20 protein-coding genes, 1 tRNA gene and 1 pseudogene are annotated in these 24,313 nt (G+C 72.0%); 12 read left to right on the top strand and 10 right to left on the bottom strand.

Annotated features, from left to right (window positions below):
• Positions 1 to 7 precede the first annotated feature (7 nt).
• Positions 8 to 1,213, bottom strand: coding sequence for a 4-hydroxyphenylpyruvate dioxygenase (gene hppD / locus ACQVFL_RS27810; protein WP_431727919.1), 1,206 nt, complete (start codon positions 1,211 to 1,213; stop codon positions 8 to 10).
• Between the two features lie 142 nt (positions 1,214 to 1,355).
• Between hppD and ACQVFL_RS27805 the strand changes: the two genes are divergently transcribed.
• The gene (locus ACQVFL_RS27805) at positions 1,356 to 1,841 is read left to right on the top strand and encodes an Lrp/AsnC family transcriptional regulator (RefSeq protein ID WP_396689863.1); all 486 of its coding nucleotides are present in this window, start codon (positions 1,356 to 1,358) and stop codon (positions 1,839 to 1,841) included.
• A 54-nt stretch (positions 1,842 to 1,895) separates the two neighbouring features.
• On the opposite strand, the gene ACQVFL_RS27800 is transcribed toward ACQVFL_RS27805, so the two are convergent.
• Positions 1,896 to 2,888 carry a helix-turn-helix domain-containing protein gene (locus ACQVFL_RS27800; protein ID WP_431727918.1) on the bottom strand — a complete coding sequence of 331 codons (993 nt, stop codon included), beginning with the start codon at positions 2,886 to 2,888 and terminating at the stop codon, positions 1,896 to 1,898.
• A 67-nt stretch (positions 2,889 to 2,955) separates the two neighbouring features.
• Between ACQVFL_RS27800 and ACQVFL_RS27795 the strand changes: the two genes are divergently transcribed.
• The 4 genes from ACQVFL_RS27795 to ACQVFL_RS27780 all read left to right on the top strand — a co-directional run bounded on the left by ACQVFL_RS27795 (position 2,956) and on the right by ACQVFL_RS27780 (position 9,163).
• On the top strand, positions 2,956 to 4,221 hold the full coding sequence (locus tag ACQVFL_RS27795) for an MFS transporter (protein ID WP_431727917.1): 1,266 nt from the start codon (positions 2,956 to 2,958) through the stop codon (positions 4,219 to 4,221).
• 135 nt (positions 4,222 to 4,356) lie between these two features.
• Complete coding sequence (locus ACQVFL_RS27790) at positions 4,357 to 5,790, top strand: PQQ-binding-like beta-propeller repeat protein (RefSeq protein WP_431727916.1); 1,434 nt, start codon at positions 4,357 to 4,359, stop codon at positions 5,788 to 5,790.
• Between the two features lie 250 nt (positions 5,791 to 6,040).
• Positions 6,041 to 7,708, top strand: coding sequence for a fumarate hydratase (locus tag ACQVFL_RS27785; protein WP_396689870.1), 1,668 nt, complete (start codon positions 6,041 to 6,043; stop codon positions 7,706 to 7,708).
• A 54-nt stretch (positions 7,709 to 7,762) separates the two neighbouring features.
• On the top strand, positions 7,763 to 9,163 hold the full coding sequence (locus tag ACQVFL_RS27780) for a class II fumarate hydratase (protein ID WP_431727915.1): 1,401 nt from the start codon (positions 7,763 to 7,765) through the stop codon (positions 9,161 to 9,163).
• 43 nt (positions 9,164 to 9,206) lie between these two features.
• Here the strand turns inward: ACQVFL_RS27780 and ACQVFL_RS27775 are convergent.
• The 3 genes and pseudogenes from ACQVFL_RS27775 to ACQVFL_RS27765 form a co-directional block, all read right to left on the bottom strand.
• A pseudogene (locus ACQVFL_RS27775) lies at positions 9,207 to 9,492 on the bottom strand (hypothetical protein).
• 11 nt (positions 9,493 to 9,503) lie between these two features.
• Positions 9,504 to 9,848: a hypothetical protein gene (locus ACQVFL_RS27770; protein ID WP_431727914.1), complete on the bottom strand. Its 345-nt coding sequence runs from the start codon at positions 9,846 to 9,848 to the stop codon at positions 9,504 to 9,506.
• A 186-nt stretch (positions 9,849 to 10,034) separates the two neighbouring features.
• Entirely contained in the window at positions 10,035 to 10,580 is a 546-nt protein-coding gene (locus ACQVFL_RS27765) for a CGNR zinc finger domain-containing protein (protein ID WP_396742074.1), read from the bottom strand.
• 84 nt (positions 10,581 to 10,664) lie between these two features.
• On the opposite strand from ACQVFL_RS27765, the gene ACQVFL_RS27760 reads away from it, so the two are divergent.
• On the top strand, positions 10,665 to 11,624 hold the full coding sequence (locus ACQVFL_RS27760) for an EamA family transporter (RefSeq protein ID WP_431727913.1): 960 nt from the start codon (positions 10,665 to 10,667) through the stop codon (positions 11,622 to 11,624).
• Positions 11,625 to 11,779: 155 nt separating this feature from the next.
• Positions 11,780 to 13,456, top strand: a complete 1,677-nt coding sequence (locus ACQVFL_RS27755) for a S8 family serine peptidase (RefSeq protein ID WP_431727912.1) — start codon at positions 11,780 to 11,782, stop codon at positions 13,454 to 13,456.
• Between the two features lie 83 nt (positions 13,457 to 13,539).
• On the opposite strand, the gene ACQVFL_RS27750 is transcribed toward ACQVFL_RS27755, so the two are convergent.
• A complete protein-coding gene (locus ACQVFL_RS27750) occupies positions 13,540 to 14,403 on the bottom strand; it encodes a hypothetical protein (protein ID WP_431727911.1) in 864 nt (287 codons plus the stop codon).
• Between the two features lie 121 nt (positions 14,404 to 14,524).
• The gene (locus tag ACQVFL_RS27745; protein ID WP_396689881.1) at positions 14,525 to 15,205 is read right to left on the bottom strand and encodes an IclR family transcriptional regulator; all 681 of its coding nucleotides are present in this window, start codon (positions 15,203 to 15,205) and stop codon (positions 14,525 to 14,527) included.
• A 63-nt stretch (positions 15,206 to 15,268) separates the two neighbouring features.
• Between ACQVFL_RS27745 and cysS the strand changes: the two genes are divergently transcribed.
• Entirely contained in the window at positions 15,269 to 16,684 is a 1,416-nt protein-coding gene (gene cysS, locus ACQVFL_RS27740) for a cysteine--tRNA ligase (RefSeq protein WP_396689882.1), read from the top strand.
• On the top strand, positions 16,684 to 17,805 hold the full coding sequence (gene rlmB, locus ACQVFL_RS27735; RefSeq protein WP_396689884.1) for a 23S rRNA (guanosine(2251)-2'-O)-methyltransferase RlmB: 1,122 nt from the start codon (positions 16,684 to 16,686) through the stop codon (positions 17,803 to 17,805). The genes cysS and rlmB overlap by 1 nt, the downstream gene beginning before the upstream one ends.
• A gap of 79 nt (positions 17,806 to 17,884) precedes the next feature.
• On the opposite strand, the gene ACQVFL_RS27730 is transcribed toward rlmB, so the two are convergent.
• Complete coding sequence (locus ACQVFL_RS27730) at positions 17,885 to 18,976, bottom strand: ABC transporter ATP-binding protein (RefSeq protein WP_396689886.1); 1,092 nt, start codon at positions 18,974 to 18,976, stop codon at positions 17,885 to 17,887.
• A 324-nt stretch (positions 18,977 to 19,300) separates the two neighbouring features.
• Between ACQVFL_RS27730 and ACQVFL_RS27725 the strand changes: the two genes are divergently transcribed.
• The 3 genes from ACQVFL_RS27725 (at position 19,301) to ACQVFL_RS27715 (ending at position 21,991) form a co-directional block, all read left to right on the top strand.
• Positions 19,301 to 19,377, top strand: a tRNA-Thr gene (locus ACQVFL_RS27725).
• A 110-nt stretch (positions 19,378 to 19,487) separates the two neighbouring features.
• Positions 19,488 to 20,411 carry a hypothetical protein gene (locus ACQVFL_RS27720; protein WP_396689888.1) on the top strand — a complete coding sequence of 308 codons (924 nt, stop codon included), beginning with the start codon at positions 19,488 to 19,490 and terminating at the stop codon, positions 20,409 to 20,411.
• On the top strand, positions 20,408 to 21,991 hold the full coding sequence (locus ACQVFL_RS27715; protein ID WP_431727910.1) for a hypothetical protein: 1,584 nt from the start codon (positions 20,408 to 20,410) through the stop codon (positions 21,989 to 21,991). Before ACQVFL_RS27720 ends, ACQVFL_RS27715 begins: the two co-directional genes overlap by 4 nt.
• 73 nt (positions 21,992 to 22,064) lie before the next feature.
• On the opposite strand, the gene ACQVFL_RS27710 is transcribed toward ACQVFL_RS27715, so the two are convergent.
• Both ACQVFL_RS27710 and ACQVFL_RS27705 read right to left on the bottom strand, forming a co-directional pair.
• On the bottom strand, positions 22,065 to 23,231 hold the full coding sequence (locus ACQVFL_RS27710) for a glycosyltransferase (RefSeq protein WP_431727909.1): 1,167 nt from the start codon (positions 23,229 to 23,231) through the stop codon (positions 22,065 to 22,067).
• On the bottom strand, positions 23,218 to 24,237 hold the full coding sequence (locus tag ACQVFL_RS27705) for a glycosyltransferase family 2 protein (RefSeq protein WP_431727908.1): 1,020 nt from the start codon (positions 24,235 to 24,237) through the stop codon (positions 23,218 to 23,220). Before ACQVFL_RS27705 ends, ACQVFL_RS27710 begins: the two co-directional genes overlap by 14 nt.
• Positions 24,238 to 24,313 lie beyond the last annotated feature (76 nt).

The following is a 24,313-nucleotide window of genomic DNA, read 5'->3' as shown; positions in this document are numbered from 1 at the left end:
GACAGTGTTACAGGTTGCCGCGCTTGTCCTGCTCCCGCTCGATCGCCTCGAAGAGCGCCTTGAAGTTGCCCTTGCCGAAACCGAGCGAGCCGTGCCGCTCGATCAGCTCGAAGAAGACGGTCGGGCGATCCTGCACCGGCTTGGTGAAGATCTGGAGCAGGTAGCCGTCCTCGTCCCGGTCGACCAGGATCTTGCGGGACTTCAGCTCCTCGATCGGCACCCGCACCTCGCCGATGCGGGCCCGCAGCTCCGGGTCGTCGTAGTACGAGTCCGGCGTCTCCAGGAAGTCCACGCCGGCGGCGCGCATCGCGTCGACGCTGGCCAGGATGTCGTTGGTGGCGACGGCGATGTGCTGGGCCCCCGGGCCCTGGTAGAACTCCAGGTACTCGTCGATCTGCGACTTCTTCCGGGCGATCGCCGGCTCGTTGAGCGGGAACTTCACCTTCCGGGTGCCGTTCGCGACGACCTTGCTCATCAGTGCCGAGTAGTCGGTGGCGATGTCGTCGCCGACGAACTCCGCCATGTTGGTGAAGCCCATCACCCGCCGGTAGAACTCGACCCACTCGTCCATCCGGCCCAGCTCCACGTTGCCGACCACGTGGTCGACCGCCTGGAAGAAGCGCTTCGGCTGCACCCCGGCGTCGATCATCGGCTGCCGGTCCACGATCGGCTTACGGGCGACGAACCCGGGCAGGAACGGGCCGGAGTACCGGGAACGGTCGACCAGGGTGTGCCGGGTGTCGCCGTAGCTGGCGATGGCGGCCAGCCGTACGGTGCCGTGCTCGTCGGTGACGTCGTGCGGCTCCGCGAGCCCGGTGGCGCCCTGCGCGGTGGCGTGCGCGTACGCGGCGTCCACGTCCGGCACCTCCAGCGCGATGTCCGAGACACCGTCACTGTGCCGGGCGACGTGCTCGGTGCCGGTGGCGTCCGGCCGTACCGCGCCGGTCAGCACGAACCGGGCCGAACCGCTGGTCAGCACATACTCGGCGTGGTCGCGGTAGCCCTGCTCCGGGCCCCGGTAGGCCACGCAGGTCATGCCGAACGCGGTGGAGTAGTAGTGCGCGGCCTGCTTGGCGTTGCCGACCAGGAAGCGCACGTGATCCATGCCCTTGACCGGGAACGGGTCCTTGCTGGTGTCGTGGTCGACAGCGCCGACGAGCGCGTCGACGTCGACCTCCTCGGTCGACTGGGGTCGGTCGATCGCCTGGGTCATGGTGGTGGCCTCCCTTGCGTACCGGCCGGCCTCGTGGGCCGACGGGGTCGTCTGCTGCTACGAGCATCGCGGTGACCGGGCTCACTGGGCAACACACTCCGCCTACGCTGGTCAGGTTGCGCAAACGGTATGGTGTTTCCACATGAACCCTGGGCAGGTTGTACAGCTCGACGCGTTGGACGCCAGACTGATCGAGCTGCTCGCGGCGGAACCCCGGATCGGTGTGCTGGAGTGCTCCCGTCGACTCCAGGTCGCCCGGGGCACCGTCCAGGCCCGGATGGACAAGCTGGTCGGCCGGGGCGTGATCACCGGTTTCGGGCCGGACCTCGGGCCCGCCGCCCTCGGTTTCACGGTGACCAGCTTCGTCACGCTGGAGATCAGCCAGCGGCTCGGGCACGACCCGGTGACCCGTCACCTCGCGGCGATCCCCGAGGTGCTGGAGGCGCACACCATCACCGGCTCGGGTGACGTGCTCTGCCGCATCGTGGCCCGCTCGAACACCGACCTCCAGCGGGTCATCGACCAGATCGTGGCGTACGAGGGGATCACCCGCGCCTCGACGATCATCGCGCTCGCCGAGCAGATCCCGTACCGCGTCCTCCCGCTGGTCCGCTCCGCCGCTGTGTAAGGAGGGGACCCCTGCTAACGCCTGGTGTTTAGGAAGGGACCCCTGCTTACATCCTCAGCGTTCGGCGAGGGCGTCGCCGAGCGGGGTGCGTCGGTAGCGGACGGCGCGGCCGGAACGCACCCGGCTGACCAGGCCGGCCTCGCGCAGCACGGTCAGGTGGTCACCCACCCCGCCCAGGCTCAGCCCGAGTTGGGCGACGAGCTGACTGGTGGTGGCGGGCAGGGCGAGCGCCCGCAGCACCGCCGCCCGGGACCGTCCGACCAGGCGGTCCAGCACGTCGTCGGGGCGGCTCGGGTCGGGCGGTCCGAGCAGTTCCGCCGCACCGTAGGCCGGGTAGACGATCGCGAACGGCCAGGGCGGTTCGAGGTATTTGATCAGGATGCCGAAGACGGTGGGTACGAAGAGCAGGCCCCGCCCGGCCAGCGAGTGTGTCTCCTCCTGGTGCGGGTCGTCGACCTCGATGGTGCCCACGTCGCCGCCGGGCACCCAGCGCATCCGGGGGTCCAGGTCCGCCACCGCCGCACCCCAGCCGTACGCGAGCAGCCGGCCCGCCCGGTGCAGCAGGTCGCGTTCCAGCACTGCCCGCAGGCGGGGCCAGTCCGGCTGTACGAGCGTCGTCCAAGCCGCCTCGATCGCGTCCGCGAGCAGATCCACCACGTTCGGCGACCGGTAGATCCGGCGGGCGTACCCGGGGGGTGTGGTGTGCGGGGCGACGAGGTTGCGGGCCAGTTCGTCGCGCGCCTGGGCGAGCGGGGTGGCCCGGACCACCGCTAGTTCGTCGGCGAAGTCCTGGGCGGTGTCCGCCGGTGGCGGATGGATGAAGTCGGCGTTGTAGCCGCCCCGGCGCATCAGCGCCAGCAGTGCACCGACCTCCGGCAGGTCGCGCCGTAGTCGCTCGTACACCGGCCGTTGCCGGGCCACCCAGGGGATGAGCCCGGGGGCGCTGTTCAGCCCGGCCAGCAGCCGCAGCGCGGAGGCCGTCTCACCCAGTGGCGAGATGGCGAACCGGCTCGCCGCCAGGTCGGCCGGGGTCACCTCGATCCGCATGCCCATGACCTTTCGCCTCCTGGCGAAAGGATAGAGCCCGCCCGGCCGGACCACGAAGCTTGCCGACGTGAACAGCACCAGTGCCACCGCAGCTCAGGCTGCTGCCGACCGGCCCGCGACGTTCCGGGACGCCTTCGCCGTCGCCGAGTTCCGGGTGATCTTCGCGAGTTTCAGCGTCTTCATGATCGGCGAGACGGTGAAGATGCTCGCCCTGTCCGTGCTGGTCTACGAGCGCACCGGCTCCGGACTGCTGGCTGCCCTGGCGTACGTGACCGGGTTCCTGCCGCACGCCCTGGGCGGGGTGTTCCTGCTGGCGCTGGCCGACCGGTGGCCGGCCCGGGCCATGATGGTCGGGTACGACCTGCTCCGGATGGCCATGGTGGCGGTGCTCGCCGTCGGAGCGCTATCCCCGTCGGCCATGCTCGGGCTGGTCGCGGTGGTGGCCCTGTTCGGCCCGGTCAGCAACGCCGCCCGCACCGCGCTTCTGCCCGAGGTGCTGCACGGCGACGCGTACGTGCTGGGGCGCTCGCTGCTCTCGGTCGCCTCCGGTGGGACCCAGGTGGCCGGGTTCGCGGTCGGCGGACTGCTGCTCGGGCTGGTCGGCCCGTACGGTGCGCTCTGGTTGACCGCAGTCACCTGCGGGCTCTCGGCGCTGTTGGTGCGGGTCGGTCTCACCCGACGCCCGGCCCGCATCCAGTACGCCCCGACGACCGACAAGCCGGCACGCGGGGCGGTACGCGAGACCCTGCGGGTCAACCGGAGCCTGCTCGCCGATCGCCGGATCCGGGGACTGCTGCTCGCCCAGTGGCTGCCCGGTTCGCTGCTGGTGGGCGCGGAGGGGGTGGCCGTGCCGTACGCGGCCGACCTGGGTCCGGGCGCCAGCGCGGGCGTACTGCTGATGGCCGGTGCGGGCGGCATGCTCGTCGGTGACCTGCTGGTGGGGCGGTTCGTGGCACCGGCCCGGCGGGAGCGGTGGACGCCCTGGCTCGCGCTGCTGCTCGGCGTACCGATGCTCGCGTTCGTGGCCCGGCCGTCGTTGGTGCCGGCGGCGGCGCTGTTCGCGGTGGCCACCGCGGGCTTCGCCTACCAGCTCGGGTTGGCCCGGCGGTTCCTCGACGCGGTGCCCGAGGGGCGGCGTGGGCAGGCGTTCGGGCTGGTCAGCACCGGCATGATGGCGATGCAGGGGTTGGCTGCGGCGGGCGCGGGCGCGCTCAGCGAGGTGCTCGCGCCGGGCCTCGTGATGGCGCTGGCCGGTGCCGCGTCGGCGACGGCGACGTTGGTCCTGTGGCCGGTGCTCGCCCCGACGGGCCGCACGCGTCGGGTCGCCGCGTGAGGCGGTCGTGTGAGGTCGCCGCGAGCAGTTAGGAAGGGACCCCTTTACCACCGGAGCCGTTAACAAGGTGCCCTTCCTTTCACGACACGCGGGGCGGTGCGGGCGGTTCAGAGCGCGGGTGGCTACCGTGATCCGGTGGCGAAGGGCAGCGGGCTCGGCGTGCGTGGCGGCCTGCTGCTCGGGCTGGCCGCGGTGGTGGCGCTCGCCGCGACCGGAGTGTGGAATCCGTTCCCCACGATGTGGGACTGGGTGAACCGGCGTCAGCCCATCTCCTCCCCGGACGTGCAGTGGCAGCAGCGCATCGGCGGCACCCCGCGCAGCGTCACGATCGCCGGCGAGGCGGTGGTCGTCGAGCAGCGCACCCGCGTCGAGGCCCGCAGCCTGGCCACCGGCTCGCAGCTCTGGGAACGCAAGGCCGACTGGAGCGCGGTCGCGGGCGTCGGCCCGGAGTCCGTCGTCGCCGTGGGCAAACTGCTGGTCAAGGGGTACGAGGTCCTCGACCCCAGCACCGGTGTGACGCGCCGACGCGACGCCGACGCGGTGGCCGTCTGGACGTACCGGAACATGCTGCTCGACGCGCGGTGCGTGGAGGCCACCGACTGCACACTGAGCGCCTGGGATCCGCGCGGCACCGCCCCGATCTGGACGGCGTTCCTGCCCGGCGTCAGCAGTGGTCTGCTCGCCGACAACCCGAACCTGCTGGACACCCGTCGCCTCAGCGCCAACCGCATCCATGAGGAGGTGGCCGGCCCGGAGTCGGTGCCACCGCTGCTCGGGTTCCCGGTCGACGGCCGGGTGCACGTGGTCGACACCGCCACCGGACGGGTGTTGCAGAACGTCGAGCCCGGCCGGGACGAGCGGCTGGCGGTGATCGGTGGGCGTCTGCTGCACGTCGCCGCCCGCTCACAGGACGGCAACTGCTACTTCGCCATCACCGGACGTGACCCGGCCACCGGTCAGGAGGCGTGGCGGCGGTCCGGGATCAACCTGCGGACCGCCGACAGCGCGGGCTGCGTGCAGCGGGAGGACCCGTACGGTGCCCGCAACGTGCTGATCGGGGTCGCGCCCGACGGCCGGGAGACGGTTCTCGACGGCTACGACGGACGGCTGCTGCTGGTGGCCGCCGAGGGGGAGCGGGTACTCGCCGTCGACGACCGGTACGGCGTGGTGCGGACCGCCGACGGGGAGACCGTCTCCGGCCGGGAACTCGGCACCGACCGGACCAGGTGGAACCGGCCCGCCGGGCAGAAGACGGGTGCCGCGCTGACCCAGTACGCGGCGGTACTCGCCGACGAGAAGCCGAACCGGCTGGTGGCGCTCGATCCGCGTACCGGTCGGGAACTGGCCGTGCTGCGGACCTCCGCCAACGCCCTCGCGGTCGGCCCCGCCGGCATGGTGATCGGCGAGGGCCGCGAGATCGGGTACGTCCGCTTCGGTGCCACGGGCGGCCCGGCGCGCGACGGTGACGGGGGAGTACCCGGTCCCGCCGGCAGCGGCCAGGGGCCGCAACCCCAGGACAGTTGCGGCCCCAAGAACGAACTCTGCGCCGCCCCCGATCCCGGCAAGTGAGCCGGTAACCGGGGCGGATGAGTGCGACGCCCCACCACCCCACCCGGCGGGTGGGAATGATCGACCCGTCTGCCCTAGGCTTTGCCGTCATGAGCGAGCGCCAGCGAGCGAATCATCAACTCGGTGCGGTGATGGCCTCATGGCGACACGCAGCGAAGCGGAGTGTCGTCATGAGCGAGCGCCAGCGAGCGAATCATCAGCGCAGTGCGGCGGTGCCTCATGGTGGCGCGGAGCGAAGCGGAGCGTCGTCATGAGCGGTGCTGTGGATTTCTCGTACGCCCCCCTGCTGCCGACCGGTCCCGACCAGACGGAGTACCGCCTGATCACCGACGAGGGCGTCGACGTCGTCAACGGTCCCGGTGGTCGGCGGTTCCTGACCGTGGACCCGGCGGCGCTGACCGCGTTGACCGCCGAGGCGATGCACGACATCGCGCACTTCCTGCGGCCGGCGCACCTGGCCCAGTTGCGGTCGATCGTCGACGACCCGCAGGCGTCGCCGAACGACCGGTTCGTGGCGCTCGACCTGCTGCGTAACGCCAACATCGCGGCCGGCGGGGTGCTGCCGATGTGCCAGGACACCGGTACCGCGATCGTGATGGGCAAGCGTGGGCGGCACGTGCTCACCGACGGCAGCGACGCCGAGGCGATCTCGCGCGGCGTGTGGCAGGCGTACACGCGGTTGAACCTGCGCTACTCCCAGCTCGCCCCGCTCACCATGTGGGAGGAACGCAACACCGGCAGCAACCTCCCGGCCCAGGTGGATCTGTACGCGGAGGACCCGGACGGGCACCCAGACGCGTACAAGTTCCTGTTCATGGCCAAGGGGGGCGGCTCGGCCAACAAGTCGTACCTCTACCAGGAGACGAAGGCGCTGCTGAACCCGACGCGGATGATGCAGTTCCTGGACGAGAAGCTGCGGCTGATCGGCACCTCGGCCTGCCCGCCGTACCACCTGGCGGTGGTGATCGGCGGCACCAGCGCCGAGTACGCCCTCAAGACCGCCAAGTACGCCAGCGCCAAGTACCTCGACGCGCTGCCCACCTCCGGCTCGATGACCGCGCACGGCTTCCGGGACCTGGAGTTGGAGGCCGAGGTGCTGGAGCTGACCCGCAACTTCGGCATCGGCGCGCAGTTCGGTGGGCGGTACTTCTGCCACGACGTGCGGGTGGTGCGGCTGCCCCGACACGGCGCGTCCTGCCCGGTGGCGATCGCGGTGTCCTGCTCGGCGGACCGTCAGGCGGTCGCGAAGATCACCCCGTCGGGTGTGTGGCTGGAGCGACTCGAAACCGACCCGGCCCGCTATCTGCCCGAGGTCACCGAGGCGCAGTTGGATGCCACCGAGGTGGTCCGCGTCGACCTGAATCGCCCGATGGACGAGATCCGGGCCGAGCTGTCGAAGTACCCGGTGAAGACGCGTCTGTCGCTGACCGGCCCGCTGGTGGTGGCCCGCGACATCGCGCACGCGAAGATCGCCGAGCGGCTGGACGCGGGCGAGTCGATGCCGCAGTATCTCCGCGACCACGCCGTCTACTACGCCGGTCCGGCGAAGACCCCGGAGGGGTACGCCTCCGGCTCGTTCGGTCCGACCACGGCCGGGCGGATGGACGCGTACGTGGAGAAGTTCCAGGCGGCCGGCGGCTCGATGGTGATGCTCGCCAAGGGCAACCGGTCGACCCAGGTGACCCGCTCCTGTGAGCAGCACGGCGGCTTCTACCTGGGCTCGATCGGTGGGCCGGCGGCCCGGCTCGCCCAGGACTGCATCAAGCACGTCGAGGTCCTGGAGTACGCGGAACTCGGCATGGAGGCGGTCTGGAAGATCGAGGTGGAGGACTTCCCGGCCTTCATCGTGGTCGACGACAAGGGCAACGACTTCTTCGCCGAGGTGACCAAGCCGGTCCTCAGCATCGGTCGCCGCTGACCGCGCTGCCGCGATCATCTGCACGTCCGCTGTCTGCGGGGCAGGATGGAACGCGTGACGAACACGGAGACCACGGGCTACCGGATCGAACGCGACTCGATGGGCGAGGTGGAGGTGCCCGCCGAGGCGCTCTGGCGGGCCCAGACGCAGCGGGCGGTGCAGAACTTCCCGATCTCGGGCCGGGGGATCGAGCCGGCGCAGATCCGCGCCCTCGCGCAGATCAAGGGCGCGGCGGCCGAGGTCAACGGGGATCTGGGCGTGATCGACGGGAACGTGGCCGCCGCGATCGCCGCCGCCGCCGCGCACGTGGCCGACGGCGGGTACGACGACCAGTTCCCGGTCGACGTGTTCCAGACCGGCTCCGGCACGTCGTCCAACATGAACACCAACGAGGTGATCGCCACGCTCGCCGGGCGGGAGCTGGGCGACGCCGTCCACCCCAACGACGACGTCAACGCCTCGCAGTCCAGCAACGACGTCTTCCCCTCCTCGATCCACCTGGCGGCCACCGAGGCCGTCGTACGGGATCTGCTGCCGGCGCTGGACCACCTGGCCGCCGCGCTGGAGGCGAAGGCGTCGGAGTTCGAGACCGTGGTCAAGGCCGGGCGTACCCACCTGATGGACGCCACGCCGGTCACCCTCGGGCAGGAGTTCGGCGGGTACGCCGCCCAGATCCGCTATGGCCGAGACCGGGTGGAGGGCGTGCTGCCCCGGCTGGCCGAGCTGCCGCTGGGCGGTACGGCGGTGGGCACCGGCATCAACACGCCGCTCGGATTCGCCGCCCGCGTGATCGAGAAGCTGCGTGACTCGACCGGGCTGCCGCTGAGCGAGGCGCGGAACCACTTCGAGGCGCAGGGCGCCCGCGACGCGCTGGTGGAGACGTCGGGCCAGTTGCGTACCGTCGCGGTGGGGCTTTACAAGATCGCCAACGACATCCGCTGGATGGGTTCCGGCCCGCGTGCCGGCCTGCGTGAGCTGCGTATACCCGACCTCCAGCCGGGCTCCTCGATCATGCCGGGCAAGGTCAACCCGGTGGTCTGCGAGGCGGTTCGGCAGGTCTGCGCGCAGGTCGTCGGCAACGACGCCACGGTGGCCTTCGCCGGTTCGCAGGGCGACTTCGAACTGAACGTCATGCTGCCGGTGATGGGCCGCAACCTCCTGGAGTCGATCCGGCTGATCGCCGCGTCGAGCCGCCTGCTCGCCGACCGCTGCGTGGTCGGCCTGGTCGCGGACGCCGAGGTCTGTCTGTCGTACGCCGAGGGCTCGCCGTCGATCGTCACCCCGCTCAACCGCCACCTCGGGTACGACGAGGCCGCCTCGATCGCGAAGGAGGCGCTGGAGAAGCAGATCTCCATCCGGGAGGTGGTGATCTCGCGGGGCCACGTCGAGTCCGGCAAACTCAGCGAGACGCAACTGGACGAGGCGCTCGACCTGCTCCGGATGACCCACCCCTGAGCGTGGACCTCTGCGGGGGCGCCGGTCACGGGCCGGGGGTGTGTCACGGGTCAGGCTGGTCACGGTCAGGTTGACCGCGCGGCACCCAGGCGAGGAAGCGGGCGAAGAGTGCCGCTGGAGTCGGTCCGTCGTCCGGATTCAGGCGGTACAGGTCGGCGGTGGCGTCGTGCAGCACCGCACACAGGTAGACGCTGAGCGCGACGCGGTCGTGGGCGTACTCGGCGACGAGGGGCGGGCCGCGCGGTGGCGCAGGGCCAGGGTGCGGCGCAGACCCGGCAGAGCCACAGCGGACGCAACGCCAGGTGCGGGCGGACCGGCGTGACCGGCACCGACGAGCCGGTCACCACTGGCCGCCGTCGGCCCGCCAGGACTGTGTCAGCGTGCGCCTGCCGGCCCTGCCGAACTGCGGGTTCGCCACGGCGGCCTGGGCCACGGCGGCCTGGGCCCACGAGGGACGGTTCGGCGGCGGCGCGGCGGTCGGCTCGGTCGGCACCGGGGCGTGCCGGTCCGGGCAGGTGCGCCAGCGCAGGCCACAGGAGCAGTAGCGGCGCAGCCCACGCCAGACCCGACGGTGTCGGGGCGCGAGGGGGATCGGCCGTTGATTGCGGCGGGTGCTGCGGAACCAGGTCGGTCGGGCGGGTCGGGACAGGCGCGGCGTCCTTTCGAGCTGAGTCGGATATGCCATCGCCCCGGCAGTGGTCCCGTCGGCTCCGTGTGTCTCGGGACCAAGATCATGCTCGATCCGGGATCGAGTGGCATCGGTCGCCCGCGATAACCACTTGATCCTGGATCGAGCGTGACCTTGCTCCCGAGCGTGACCTTGCTCCCGAGGACGGCGGGCGGGCGATGAACGGCTCGGGGTCGGGTCACCTCAGGAGCGGGCGGCGGCCTTTCGGGCGCGGTAGGCGCTGACGGCGGCGCGGTTGCCGCAGCCCGCTTCGCAGAACCGGCGGGACCGGTTCTTCGACAGGTCGACGAGTACGTTGTCGCAGTCGGGGTGATCGCAGGTCCGCAGTCGGCGTAGCTCGCCGCCGCGGACCACGTCGGCGATCGCCATCGCGGCCTCGACCGCCATCCGGGTGGCCAGCGGGGCGTCGCGGGGGACGGCGTGCAGGTGGTACGGCTCGTCGTCGTGCGTGATGAGCTGCGGCAGGGCGCGGTGCTCGCGGAGCAGCCCGTTGACGATCTCGACGATCTCGTCGACGTCGGCGGACCAGAATCGTCGCAGGCGGGGACGCAGGGCGCGTACCGCGCGGAGTTCGGCCTCGCTGTGCTCGTGCCGACCGCTGTAGGAGTGGGTGACGTAGAAGGCGTCCAGCGCGGCGACGTCGGGCAGTTTGTCGCCGTCCCGTCCGTCGGTGTTGACCAGCGCGGCGGCGGCGGTCAGCGAACATTCGGTGTCATGGGCGAAAAGCAACTTGACTCCTGTCGTGGCCCCGCTTTAGCGTCATCGGCGTAAGACTAGTTTGCCCATGGCGGGCGACCGTGCCAAGGAGAGTCGATGCGTCATTCCCCCGTCGCGGGGGCCGGGCTCGCCCTGGCTCTGCTCTCCGCCGTCACGTTCGCCACGTCGGGCACCTTCGCCCGTTCGCTGATCAACGAGGGCTGGTCCGCCGAGGCGGTCGTCGCCGCCCGGGTCGGCATCGCGGCCCTGGTGCTGGCCGGGCCGGCACTGCTCGTGCTGCGAGGCCGGTGGACGGTGCTCCGCCGCAACATCGGCTCGATCGGCGTCTTCGGGCTGCTCGGGGTGGCGCTCGCCCAGGTCTGCTTCTTCAACGCGGTCCGCTATCTGCCGGTCGGTGTCGCGCTGCTGCTGGAGTACCTCGGCATCATCCTCGTCGTCGGGTGGACCTGGTTGGTCCAGGGGCAGCGACCCCGCCGGCTGACCGTGGCCGGCTCGGCGGCGGCCCTCGCCGGTCTCTTCTTCGTGCTCGACCTCACCGGAGCCGGGCGACTCGACCCGATCGGGGTGCTCTGGGGGTTGGGCGCGGCGGTCGGTCTGGCCGGCTACTTCGTACTGGCCGGCCGGGTCGACGCCGCATTGCCGTCGGTGGTCATGGCCAGCGGCGGAATGGCCGTCGGTGCCGGTGCGCTGCTGGTGCTCGGCCTGCTCGGCGCGCTACCGCTGCGGGCCAGCTTCGGCACGGTCGAGTTCGCTGGACAGGAGACGAGTTGGCTGGTGCCGATCGTCGGCCTCGCGCTGGTGGCGGCGGTGGTCGCCTACCTGGCCGGGATCGCCGCGGCCCGTGTCCTGGGTGCCCGGATGGCCTCCTTCGTCGGGCTCACCGAGGTGATGTTCGCGGTGCTGATCGCCTGGCTGGTGCTGGGTGAACTGCCGACGGTCGTGCAACTGCTGGGCGGCGCGTTGATCGTCGCCGGGGTGGCCCTGGTCCGCGTCGACGAACTGCGCGCACCCGCCGCCGCGGATCAGACGAAGGCGGCGGAGCCGGCCCTCACGTAGGACGCGACAGTGTCCATGCTTGCGGAGCTGCCTGCCGTCCTGGTCGGCCTTTCCGGCGAAGCGGAACTTCCGCCGCGTTACCGACGCCGGTCTGGCGAAACGTCATGCGTTGATGTCTGATGACGCCACGTCCCTCAAAGAGAGGATTCGATGTGGTGAGCAAGCGCTTCACCGTCGGTGTCGTCGCGACCGCGGCGGCACTGGCAATCACGGTGACGGGTCTGGGCGTGCCGGCCAGCGCCGAGCCGACGACCGTCCGGACGTTCACCGTGGTCGCGGAGGACGGGTACTCCGCCGACGCGGCCCTCGCCGCGATCCGGTCGGCCGGCGGGACCGTGGTGTCCCGCACCGACGAGGTCGGCGTGTTCCAGGTGACCAGCGACCGGGCCGACTTCGCGACGAAGGCGACGGCTGCCGCCGCCCTGATCGGTGCCGCCGAGCAGAAGGCGATCGGCCGCAAGCCGAAGCTGGACCGGGTCGAGCAGGAGAACCTGCTGGCCGTGGCCGCCGCGAAGGGGGCCGGCAAGCAGCGGGGCAAGAAGCTGGACCCGCTCGACGACAAGCTGTGGGGCCTGGAGATGATCCGGGCCGACAAGGCACGCAAGATCGAGCCCGGCGACCGCCGGGTGACCGTCGGCGTGCTGGACACCGGCGTGGACGCCGCCCACCCGGACATCGCGCCGAACTTCAACTGGGCACTGTCGCGCAACTTCGCCCCGGACATTCCCGAGATCGACGGGGAGTGCGAGGTGCCGAGCTGCCTCGACCCGGTCGGCACCGACGACGGCGGGCACGGTACGCACGTGGCCGGCACCATCGGCGCCGCCGCCAACGGATTCGGCCTGTCCGGCGTCGCTCCGAAGGTCTCCCTGGTCAACCTCAAGGGCGGCCAGGACTCCGGGTACTTCTTCCTGAACCCGGTGGTCAACGCGCTGCTGCACGCCGGCCGCTCGGGCCTGGACGTGGTGAACATGTCGTTCTACGTCGACCCGTGGCTCTACAACTGCACGGCCAACCCGGCCGACTCGCCGGAGGCGCAGGCGGCGCAGCGGGCCACCATCCGTGCCATGAAGCGGGCTCTGACGTACGCCCACAACCGGGGCGTCACGCTGGTCGGCGCGCTCGGCAACAACCACGAGGACCTGGGCGACCCGCGTACCGACGTGTCCAGCCCGAACTACGGTGACGTGGCGCCGTACCCCCGGGAGATCGACAACGAGAGCTGCTGGGACCTGCCCGCCGAGGGGCCGCACGTGATCAGCGTGTCCTCGGTCGGCCCGTCCGGCAAGAAGGCCGACTACTCCAACTACGGCACCGAGCATACGGCGGTGGCCGCGCCGGGTGGGTGGTTCCGGGACGGCTTCGGCACCGACACGTTCCGCACCGACGCCAACATGATCCTCTCCACCTATCCCAAGAAGGTGCTCCAGGAGGAGGGGACGGTCGACGAGGCCGGCAACATCGTGCCGGGCGCCGAGACCTTCGTGTTCAAGGAGTGCAAGGCCAACGGGCAGTGCGGCTACTACACGTACCTCCAGGGCACCTCGATGGCCGCTCCGCACGCCTCCGGCGTGGCTGCGCTCATCGTGAGCAGGTACGGCAAGCCGCAGGGCCGGGGCGACTTCGGTCTGGCCCCGAAGCTGGTCGAGAAGCACCTGCTCCGGACCGCCACCGAGCGGGCCTGCCCCGAGCCGCGGTTGCAGACCTACACCAACGAGGGGCGGCCGGCCGAGTTCGACGCCTACTGTGACGGTTCGGTCGACTTCAACGGCTTCTACGGCCACGGCATCATCGACGCGTACGCGGCGGTGACCGCGCCGCTGCGCCGGTGACCGGATAGGACACCCGCCCTCGACGGGCGAACAGACGGCCCGGCCGGGTTGCCCCCGGCCGGGCCGTCCCCCGTTCTGCCCCGTCACCGACGCAGGCCCCCGTCGAGGAGTGCGGCGCGGATCTCGCGGGCGACCCCGGGGAGATCCTGGTGCAGACGCCGGCCGGTGACGTGCCGTATCAGCCAACCCGCCCCGGCCAGCGGATAGAGCCGCTGACCGTCGAACTCCACCGCCACCCGCTGCTCCGGCCAGGACAGGACGGGTCGCAGCACCACGCCGCCGGGCAGGCCCACCGGATGGTGGGCCACCGGGCGTGGTAGCCCGGCCAGCACCAACCCGACCCGCAGCCGCGACTCGTCGGGAGACTGCGCGGCCGGGTCGGCCAGGTCGAACACCCAGCGCGCCCGGCGTCCGCCGGGGCGGTCGTCGTTCGCGCCCGCCACCTCGGCCAACGCCGCCGTGGTGGTCAGCCCTCGGCCCAGCAGCGCGTCCACGATGCCGACCGAGCGACTCGGCTCCAGCCACACCGCGCTCTCCCAGGCGGCTCGGGCGGTGTCGGTGTGCGGCGGGGTGCCCTTGATCGTCAGCCGGGCCAGCGACTGCGGGGACTCGGTGTGCACCTGGAGCCCGCGCTGGCTGCGCAGCCCGGCCCGGGTCGGCACCAGGACGTGGACGGCCTGGTCGAAGTCGGCGGCGTGCCCGACGCCGTGCAGGTAGGCCGCGGACGGCCCGGCGACGGCCGCCCCGGCGGGCAGTTGGAGGGCCGCCGCGCGGCAGGCCAGGGTGTGGTCCCGGTCGAGTCGGGCGTCGGCGTAGACGTCGTGCCGCAGTCGGATCCAGGCGGAGTTGCGGAGTTGGTGGGCGGTGAGCAGACCTCGGCGGACGACGTCCGAGCCGCGGAAGACCTGCCACGCCAGGGCATCCGGTGGCTGTGTGCGAACTGGCATGAGAGCAGCCTGCGGCCCGTGCCACCGCCCCGGCGACCCCTGTGGACAACCGCGACGGCAACCGGGACGACCGCCTGTGGACAACGCCTACCGAGGGCGTGGGATGTGGTATGCCGCCGGATCAGCTCAGCGCGGTGGCGATCGCGGTGGCGGCGGCGAGTACCTGCGCACCGACCGCCTCGGCGTCCAGCGGAGCCAGCGCGACGACCCCCACGCTCGCCTCCAGCCCCGGCACCCCGAGCACCGGCGCGGCCACCCCGTACGCGCCGGGTTGCAGCTCACCGGCGGTGCTCACCGGGTCGGCGACGCCGGCCCGTCCGGCGAGGATGGCCTGCCCGGCGGCTCCCCGCTCCAGCGGGTGTCGGGACCCGGTCCGGTACGCCACGTGGAACGACGTCCAACTCGGCTCCACCACCGCCAGCGCCACCCCCTCACCGCCCTCCACCACGGTCAGGTGGGCGGTTGCCCCGGCCTGCTCGGCCAGCCGACGCAGGGCGGGCAGTGCCCCCTCGGCGAGCAGCGGTTGGGCCCGGCGGGCCAGGTGCAGCACACCGGCGCCGAGGCGCAACCGACCGGTGGCGTCCCGGCGCAGCATGCCGTGCCCGGCCAGCGGGCCGACCAGTCGATAGACGGCCGCCCGACCGATGCCCAGCCGGGTCGCCGCCTCGGTGACCGTCAGCCCGCCCGCCGCCTCCGCCACCAGGTGCAGCAACCGTAGGCCCCGGTCCAGCGTCTGCGACGTCTCGCCACCGGGTACGGCGGGTGCCGGCGGATCGATGTCGGGCGTCGCTGCGGAGTCCACGACCAGCAGCGTACGACCCGGCTCCGGCGGACCCGGAAAACGACGGACGGCTACCCTTGTACGGTGACGCTACGCCTGTATGACACCGCCACCCGATCGGTGCGGGACTTCGTCCCGCGGGAAGCCGGCAAGGTGGGGGTATACCTGTGTGGTCTCACCCTCCAGGCACCGCCGCACATCGGCCATCTCCGCTCCGGCGTCAACTACGACGTGTTACGGCGCTGGCTGCTGGCCGCCGGCTTCGAGGTCACCTTCGTCCGCAACCTGACCGACATCGACGACAAGATCCTGGTCAAGGCGCAGGAGCAGGCGCAGCCCTTCTGGTCGATCGCGTACGCCAACGAGTTGAAGCTCGGCGAGGCGTACCGGGCGTTGAACGTGCTGCCGCCGACCTACGAGCCGCGCGCCACCGGGCACATCCCGGAGATGCACCAGCTCATCGCGGAGTTGATCGAGCGGGGGCACGCGTACCCGGCCACCGACGACTCCGGGGACGTCTACTTCGACGTGCGGTCCTGGTCGGCGTACGGCGCGTTGTCCAACCAGTCGCCGGACGACATGCTCTCCGCCTGCGAGGGCCCGGAACGCGGCAAGCGGGACCCGCGTGACTTCGCGCTGTGGAAGGGTGCGAAACCGGACGAGCCGACCGACGCCTACTGGTCCTCGCCGTGGGGGCTGGGCCGTCCCGGTTGGCACATCGAGTGCTCGGCGATGTGCTGGCGCTACCTCGGCGCCGAGTTCGACATCCACGGCGGCGGGCTGGACCTGATCTTCCCCCACCACGAGAACGAGCTGGCCCAGTCGCAGGCCGCCGACCTGCCGTTCGCCCGGTACTGGGTGCACCACGGCCTGCTCGGCATCGGCGGGACCAAGATGGGCAAGTCGCTGGGCAACACCCTCGACCTGGCCTACGTCGCCTCGCTCGGGGTGCGGCCGGTCGAACTGCGCTACTACTACGTGGCCGCGCACTACCGCTCCCGGATCGACTACTCCGAGGACGCGTTGCGGGAGGCGGCCGTCGCGTACCGGCGGATCGAGGGCTTCGTCCAGCGGGCCGTGGAACGGGTCGGGGTCGGCCAGGTCGGCGCGGTGCCGGCGGCGTTCGCCGCGGCGATGGACGACGACCTCAACACGTCGGCCGCGCTGGCCGTGCTGCACGACGTGGTGCGCGACGGCAACACCGCGTTGGCCGACGCGGACGATGTGACCGTCCGCACGACGCTCGCCGACGTCCGGGCCATGCTGGATATCCTCGGCGTCGACCCGCTCGACCCGGTGTGGACGGGTGGTGCCCGGGCGAGCGACCTCCGTGGTGTGGTCGACTCCCTGGTCGCCCTGGCCCTCGAACAGCGCGCACAGGCCCGGGTCCGCAAGGACTGGGCCGCCGCGGACGCGCTGCGGGATCAACTCAAGCGAGCCGGTGTGGTGGTCGAGGACACCCCGCAGGGCCCGCGTTGGACAATTGGAGAACATGACTGATGGCCGGCAATTCGCAACGCCGTGGCCGGCGGATGACGTCGAAGGCGGGAGCCCCGAAGGGCTCCGGCGGCAAGAACCGGGACTCCCTCGCCGGGCGTGGCCGGACCCTGCCGGCCGACGAACGTCCCTGGCACAAGGGTTACTCGGGCACCGAGAAGCTGCCCCAACGCACCGCCTGGAAGCAGGAGAAGGAGCGTCGGGCGGCGGCCGAGGAGGGGCGCGCCCCGAAGATCGGTACGCCCGGCAGCAAGGACACCACCTGGGGTCGGGGCGGCGGTCGGGGCACCCAGGCGGCCAAGCCGACCCGGGGTAGGCAGCCCGCCGCGCGCGGTGGCCCCCGGGTCGCGCCCGGGCGCAAGTCGAACCCGGCGAAGGACTCGCCGGAGCTGCTGGTCGGGCGCAACCCGGTGCTGGAGGCGCTACGCGCCCAGGTGCCGGCCACCGCGCTCTACACCGCGCAGGGCATCGATGTCGACGACCGGATGAAGGAGATCGTCCGCACCGCGGCCGACCGGGGCATCGCGATCATGGAGGTCAGCCGGGCCGAGCTGGACCGGATGACCGGGGGCGTGCTGCACCAGGGCGTCGGCCTCCAGGTGCCGCCGTTCGCGTACCAGCCGTTCGAGGACCTGGTCGCCGCCGCGGTGGAGCAGACCGCGCCGCTGCTGGTGGCGCTGGACGGTGTCACCGACCCGCGCAACCTCGGCGCGGTGATCCGGTCGGCTGCCGCGTTCGGCGCGCAGGGTGTCTTCGTACCCGAGCGGCGGGCCGCCGGGATCACCGCGACCGCCTGGCGGACCAGTGCCGGTGCGGCGGCCCGGGTGCCGGTGGCGCAGGTCACCAACCTGACCCGGGCGCTGAAGGCGTGCCAGGACGCCGGCTTCCTGGTCGTCGGGCTGGACGCCGACGGTGAGACGGACCTCTACGACCTGGCGGCTGCGGTCGGCCCGCTGGTCGTGGTGGTCGGCTCGGAGGGGCGCGGGCTGTCCCGCCTGGTCGGCCAGACCTGCGACCTGACCGTCAGCATCCCGATGATCTCCGAGGTGGAGTCGCTCAACGCGAGCGTCGCCGCCGCGGTGACGCTCGCCGAGGTGGCGCGCCGCCGCGCCGCCGAGCTCTGACCTCCCCCCCCACCAGACCCCGGGAGTACGCGGAAGGGGCGGCCCGCCATCGGCGGACCGCCCCTTCGCGGTTGCTACGTCAGATCCGCTTGCCGTTGGCGGCGTGGAAGACGTGGCTGCGGCCGGTACGCGGCTTCACGAAGATCGTGTCGCCCATGTTCGGGCTGTGCTGCCGGTCGGTACGCACCACGAACCGCTCGGAGGAACCGTCCAGGGCGGCGTGCCCGTAGACGTTGGCGTCCGAACCGAGGTCCTCGACCAGCTCGACGACGACCGGCATGCCGCCCTCGGTCGGGCTGACGATGTCGCAGTCCTCCGGACGGAAGCCCACGGTGACCTTGCCGTCGCCGCCCTCGGCGCGGGCCGCCTCGGCCTGCTCCCGGGTCAGCGGGACGAACATCTCGGCGAACGACGCACCCTGCTCGGTGAGCGCCACGGTCTTGATGTTCATCGCGGGCGAGCCCATGAAGCCGGCGACGAAGACGTTGGCCGGGGTGTCGTAGAGCGCACGCGGGGTGTCCACCTGCTGGAGCACACCGTCGAGCATGACCGCCACCCGGTGACCCATGGTCATGGCCTCGACCTGGTCGTGGGTCACGTAGACGGTGGTGACGCCGAGCTTGGCCTGCAGCGAGGCGATCTGGGTACGGGTCTGCACCCGGAGCTTGGCGTCGAGGTTCGACAGCGGCTCGTCCATGAGGAAGACCTGCGGCTCCCGGACGATGGCGCGGCCCATCGCGACCCGCTGGCGCTGACCACCGGAGAGCGCCTTGGGCTTACGGCTGAGGTACTCCTCCAACTGGAGCAGCGCCGCCGCCTCCTTGACCCGCCGGTCGATCTCGGCCTTGGAGGTCTTGCGCAGCTTGAGCGCGAACGCCATGTTCTCGTACACCGTCATGTGCGGGTAGAGGGCGTAGTTCTGGAAGACCATCGCGATGTCGCGGGCCTTCGGCGGGAGGTGCGTGACGTCCCGGTCGTCGATGTAGATCGCGCCGTCGTCGACGTCCTCCAGGCCGGCGAGCATGCGCAGGCTGGTGGACTTACCACAACCGGAGGGGCCGACCAGGACGAGGAACTCCCCGTCGCCGATCTGGAGGTCGAGCTGGTTGACCGCCGGGCGTTCGGTGCCCGGGTAGATCCGGGACGCCTTCGCGTACGTGACCGTAGCCATGAGGGGGTGCGCTTCCTTTCACCGGCAGGAACGTGCCGGACGATCCGAGTGAAGGAGCGACCGGCACGGGAGACCCGGACCGGCGCGACGGACGACGTGAGGAAAACCCCGGTGTCGCCCGTGTCACTGCACGGTAAACGGCTTTCGCCGCGATGCCAAGGTTCGGGACGATGCATGGGACTGAGAGCATTCGCATTCCGGTCACTCGGGCACGGTCGGACACGAATCGACGCCTGCGGGTCGGGATGTTGACGTTTCCCGTGCTCGGGACCCCTGCCGAGCGGGAAAAGCAGACGTCGGTCGCTATGCTGACCGGGAAACAACGCCCCTGTAGCTCAGCTGGCCAGAGCACCCGCCTTGTAAGCGGGATGTCGCCGGTTCGATCCCGGCCGGGGGCTCCATCCGTATCGCGCACGGAACACCGGGCGACACCTCGTCGTGGCCGGGCGTTCAGGCGGGCTGGTTACCGTCCGCCTGAACGCCCCCGCCACCCCCCAGGGACACCCACACCGTGCACCACGCCAACCACTATTACGGGCACTCCCACGTGCTGGCCCGGTACTGCGGACTCGACGACCGGGAGCCGCCCCGGATACCCGGCTACCTGCAACACGGCTGGAACATCGGCGACGGGATGGCCCCCGACCACGAGTTCGTACCCGGGGTCCCGCTGTTCCTCTGGTCCGAGCGGACGCGCCGCCGCGCCTGGTCCCTCGGGCACCGGCGGACGTACGTCCTCGGTGCGCCGTTCGCGTACCTGGCCGCCCTGACGCCCGCCGGACCGTCCCGGCGCGAGGGCACCGTCTGGTACCCCTTCCACGGCTGGGAGGGGCAGCGGATCCTCGGCCACCACGGCCGGCTGGTCGACGAGATCCGGGCCGAGGAGCCGGGTCCGGTGACGGTCTGCCTCTACTGGCAGGAGTACCGGTCGACGCGGGTCCGCCGATACTACGAGCAGGCCGGGTTCCGGGTCGTCTGCCACGGCTACCGGGGCGGCCGGTGGACCGACCTGGACCCGGCGTTCCTCGGCCGGCAGCTCGCCGAACTGCGTCGGCACCGACGGGTCGCCTCCAACCGGCTGTGCAGCGCGATCCTCTACGGCGTCCTGGCCGGTTGTGAGCCCGCCGTGTACGGCGACCCGATGCGACTGGCCGGGGAGGCCCCCGTCTGGGGCGGCCAGCAACGCATCCGCCGCCAGTGGGCCGACCTGCACGGTCCCCGGGTCGACGTCACCGTGGCGCGCGCGGTCGCCGACGCCGAGTTGGGCGCCGACCGCCTGTTGACCCCCGCCGAGTTGCGCCACCTGTTCCGCTGGCCGACGCCGGCCGCCGTACCGGCCCCGCCGGATGTCCCTGCGGGCGTACCGGCCCCGCTGCCCGCCGCAGGCGCGCGGCGGGGTGCGGGGGCGGCGTCCGGCGATCGGAGTTCGGCATGACCCCCGGAAGCCCGCGGCTGCTCGGCGGCGAGATGCTCGGCTGGTCCGACCTCGATGGGTCCCGTGGGCCCGGCCCGGTGGGCGGGCCCACGCTGGCCGCGCTGCTGACCGCCGTCGGCGGACGCACCCTGGTGGTCGGACCGCACCATCCCGACCTGCTCGACGTGGTGCCCTCGTCCGACCTGACGATTCTGGTACGCGGACTGGCGGACGCCGAGACGCTGGCCGTCCGGTACGCCGATCGGCCGGAAGTGCAGGTGTGCTGCGGCAGCCCCGAGAAACTGCCCGCCTCGCCGCAGTACGACAACCTGGTGGCCCTGGACGGGCTGGGGCGGCTCGCCTCGGTGGAAGGGCCGGAGCTGAGTTGGACCGACCTGTTCGACCTGCTGACGTCGATGCTGCGCCCCACCGGCCGACTGCTGCTCGGCGCGGAGAACCCTCTCGGGCTGCACCGGTTGCCGTTTCCGCCGCCGCCACGCACCGACTCGGACTGGGCCGCACCGGACGACGAGTACGACCACACCCGTCCCGCCGGTCTGCCCCGGCTGCGGGATCGGCTGGCCGCGTCCGGCCTGTGGACCGTCGGCACCTGGGCCACCTTTCCGTCGCCGCGAACGCCGACCGCCCTGCTCGGGTCCGAGCTGCTGGCCGACGCCGACCTGACCGGCTTTCTCCAGGCCACCCTGAGCACGACCCAGCCGACCGGAGCCGCCGATTCGGACCGGCCGATCCCGGTGCCGCCGTTCGCCGATCCGGCCCGGCTGACGGCGTTGGCCGTCCGGCACGGGGGTGCCACGGAGTCGGCCCCCGGCTGGGTGGTGCTGGCCGAGCGCCTGGCCGCCGCCGACTCCACTTCGGACCTGTCCGACGAGGTCACCGATCAGGTCGAGGGTCGGCCTCCGGCGGGGGTGCTGATGCGGGACGGTCAGCGTCGAGAGGTCCGCCGTGGTCCGGCCGTCGGATGGCGGTTCGCCGACGGGACGGTGGTGCCGTCGGGGCGTACCGTCGAGGACCTGGCCTTGACCGCGACGGCCCGGCGGGATCTGCCCGGGTTGCGTGCGCTGCTCACCGGCTGGCAGGCCGGTGCGGTGGCGGACGTGCCGGCGGACCAGGTGGTGGTCGCACCTGACGGCGCCTGGCACGCCGTCGTGGCGGCCGGGTCGGCGGGGGTCGAGCTGCGGGAGGCCGGGTCGGTGCGGGTGCTGCACCGGTTGGCGGCCCGGACGGCCGATGCCGGGCTGGCGCACCTCCTGCCGTCCGGTGAACTGGCGGCCACCCTGGCCGTCCTGGCGGGGCGGGATCCGGAGTCGTTCGCCGACGACCGTGTGCAGACCACCGCACGAGGGTGGCGGGAGTTGCTGATCGACCGGGACGAGCTGGCGCGGGAACTGGGCGAGGCCCGTGCCCTGGCGCAGTGGTACGAACGGACGCTGGCCGAGCGCGACCACGAGTTGACGCGGCTGCGGCGGATCGTCTCGCTGCTCAGCGGCACCCCGACCGCCCGCGTCGCCCGAATCCTGCTGGCCGGTGCCAGGTCCGCCCGCCGCACCGCCCTCCACCACCTACGCCGCCCCACCTGACCCCCTACACCCCCATCCCTGCCCAGCCCTCTCGGCGCGTCGATCATGGAGTGGTGGCGAGTGCAAATCAGGCTCAAGGGTGCGTATCGCTCGCCGTACCTCCATGATCGATGGGGAAGGGGTGGGGTGAGGGGGCGGTCAGGCTGGTGTAGAGGGATTCCAGGGTGTGGCTTTGGCGGTGGAGGTCGAAGCGGGCGGCGGCGTGGCGGTGGGCCGCTTCGCCGAGGCGCTGGCGTAGCGGGCTGTCGGTGAGTAGTCGACGGAGGTTGGCGGCCAGGGCAGGCGGGTCGGCCTCGGGACCGAGCAGGCCGGTCACCTCGTGCCTGACCGCTTCGGGAATGCCGCTGTGGTACGTCGACACCACCGGTACGCCCCGGCTCGCCGCCTCCAGGATCGTCGTCGGCAGGCCCTCGGTGTCGCCGTCGGCGGCGGTACGTGACGGGGCGGCGAGCACCCGGGACCCGGCGATGTGCCGCAGCACCTCGTCCGGTGGCAGCGCCCCGGCGAATGTCGCGTCCACACCCGAGCGCTCGGCCTGGGCGCGTACCCGGGCGAGCAGCGGGCCGGTGCCGATGAGCAGCGTGCGGGGGCGCAGGTCGGCGAGCAGGCCCAGCGCCTCGACGAGGTCGTCCACGCCCTTCTTGTCGACGAAGCGGCCGACGAAGACCACGTCCCAGTTCTTCGGGCCGGTCGGCGGCTCGGCGGGTACCGGCACGCCGGTGTGGTGCACGCGTACCTTGGCCGGGTCCGCGCCCAGTTCCAGCGCCCGGTCGCGGATCGGGCCGGAGACGGCGAGGATCAGCGCGGCCCGGTCGAAGGCGGTCCGGAGGTGGCGTCGGTGCCGGGCACCCCGCCAGCCCGGGGCGGTCGGTTGGCGGGTGACGTCCAGCCCGTGCAGGGTGATCACCAGCGGGATGCCGAGCCGGGTGGCGGCACGGCTGACCAGCCAGCCGTCCCCGCCGAAGTGGGCGTGGACCACGTCGGGCCGCAGTCGGGCCAGCAGCCGGTGCAGTCGGGGCAGATCACCGGTCAGTCGCAGCCGGAGCCAGTCCCGGCGACCACGGGGGGTGTCCGGGCAGAGCAGCACGTCGGTGTCCCGGCTCAACGGCGAGTCGACCCGGATCGCGCCGAGGTAGACCGCACGCCAGGTGGGCAACGTGTCGCCCTGGTGGCGGACGAACGTCTCCGAGCCGGGCAGCAGGCAGCTCCGCCAGATCACGGCGACCCTAGCGTCCGACATCGGCTCCGAGCTCCGTGGCCACAGGGATCGCGGCGGAAGGTGAGGCTGTGGCGGAAGGCGGGGCCGGGCGTACGGTCCGGCGGGCGAGGATCCGGTCGCGTACCCGGTGGCGCAGGGCCGGCGGGATCAGCCAGATCTGCGCGAAGGTCAGATAGTCGACCAGGCCGGGGCTGCCGTGTCGACGTGCCTCGGCCAGCAACAGGCGGAAGACCCGGAGGCTGCGGGTGGGTGCGGCCATCGAGCTGATGATGCTCATCGTGATCGCCGCGTACGCGCGTGGGGTGATCAGCGGCCGGATGCCTTGCAGCCAGGCGAGTTGGGCCTCCCACGGCGAGCTGAGGCTGATCCGGGGCCGGTCCTCGTCCTGGTGCCAGAGCACCAGCGGCTCGGCGGCGAAGACCAGCTCGACGTCGGGGTGGCCGGTGGCGCGGACGGTCCAGTCGAGTTCCTGCTGCCGACGGAGGCCGACGGTGAACGGCACCCGCCGTAGCAACTCGGTCGGCGCCATGATCGTCGAGGTCTGGATGAAACCGTCACCGTGGAACAGGCCCCGGCGCACGGTCAGGTACTCGCTGATCGGCTCGCCCGGCTCGGGTAGCCGACGGGGCAGGACGAACTCCGCCCGGGGCGTCTTGTTGATCAGGCGGCTGGCCACCACCGGGCTGGACACACGGCTGCGTCGGGCGACGTCGAACTGGACGGCGAGCTTGGTGGGCAGCCATTCGTCGTCATCGTCGAGCAGGGCCGTCCACGGCGCGCGGGCCTCGCGTATCCCCGTGTTGCGGGCGTTCGGCGCGCCGCCCCGGCCGGGCAGCTCCACCACCCGTACCCGGGGGTCCCCGATCTCGGCGAGGGCCGCGCCCGTCGCGGCGTCCGGTCCGTCGACGACGACGATGACCTCGATGTCGGTCGCCGTCTGGGCGAGGACGCTGCGGACCGCGCGGGTCACCAACGAGGGTCGGGCGAAGGTCGGCACGACCACGCTGACCTGGGGTGTAAAAGCCATGATCACCTGCTCGCTCGGCCGGAAAGGAGACGCGCACACCGACGCTGTCAGGCGTGGGCGGCCCGTCGGTGAATGC

Source organism: Verrucosispora sp. TAA-831, assembly GCF_050780145.1.
Classification (GTDB): domain Bacteria; phylum Actinomycetota; class Actinomycetes; order Mycobacteriales; family Micromonosporaceae; genus Micromonospora.
Note: the sequence above shows the minus strand (reverse complement) of the source record. Positions and strands in the feature narration are given on the sequence as shown.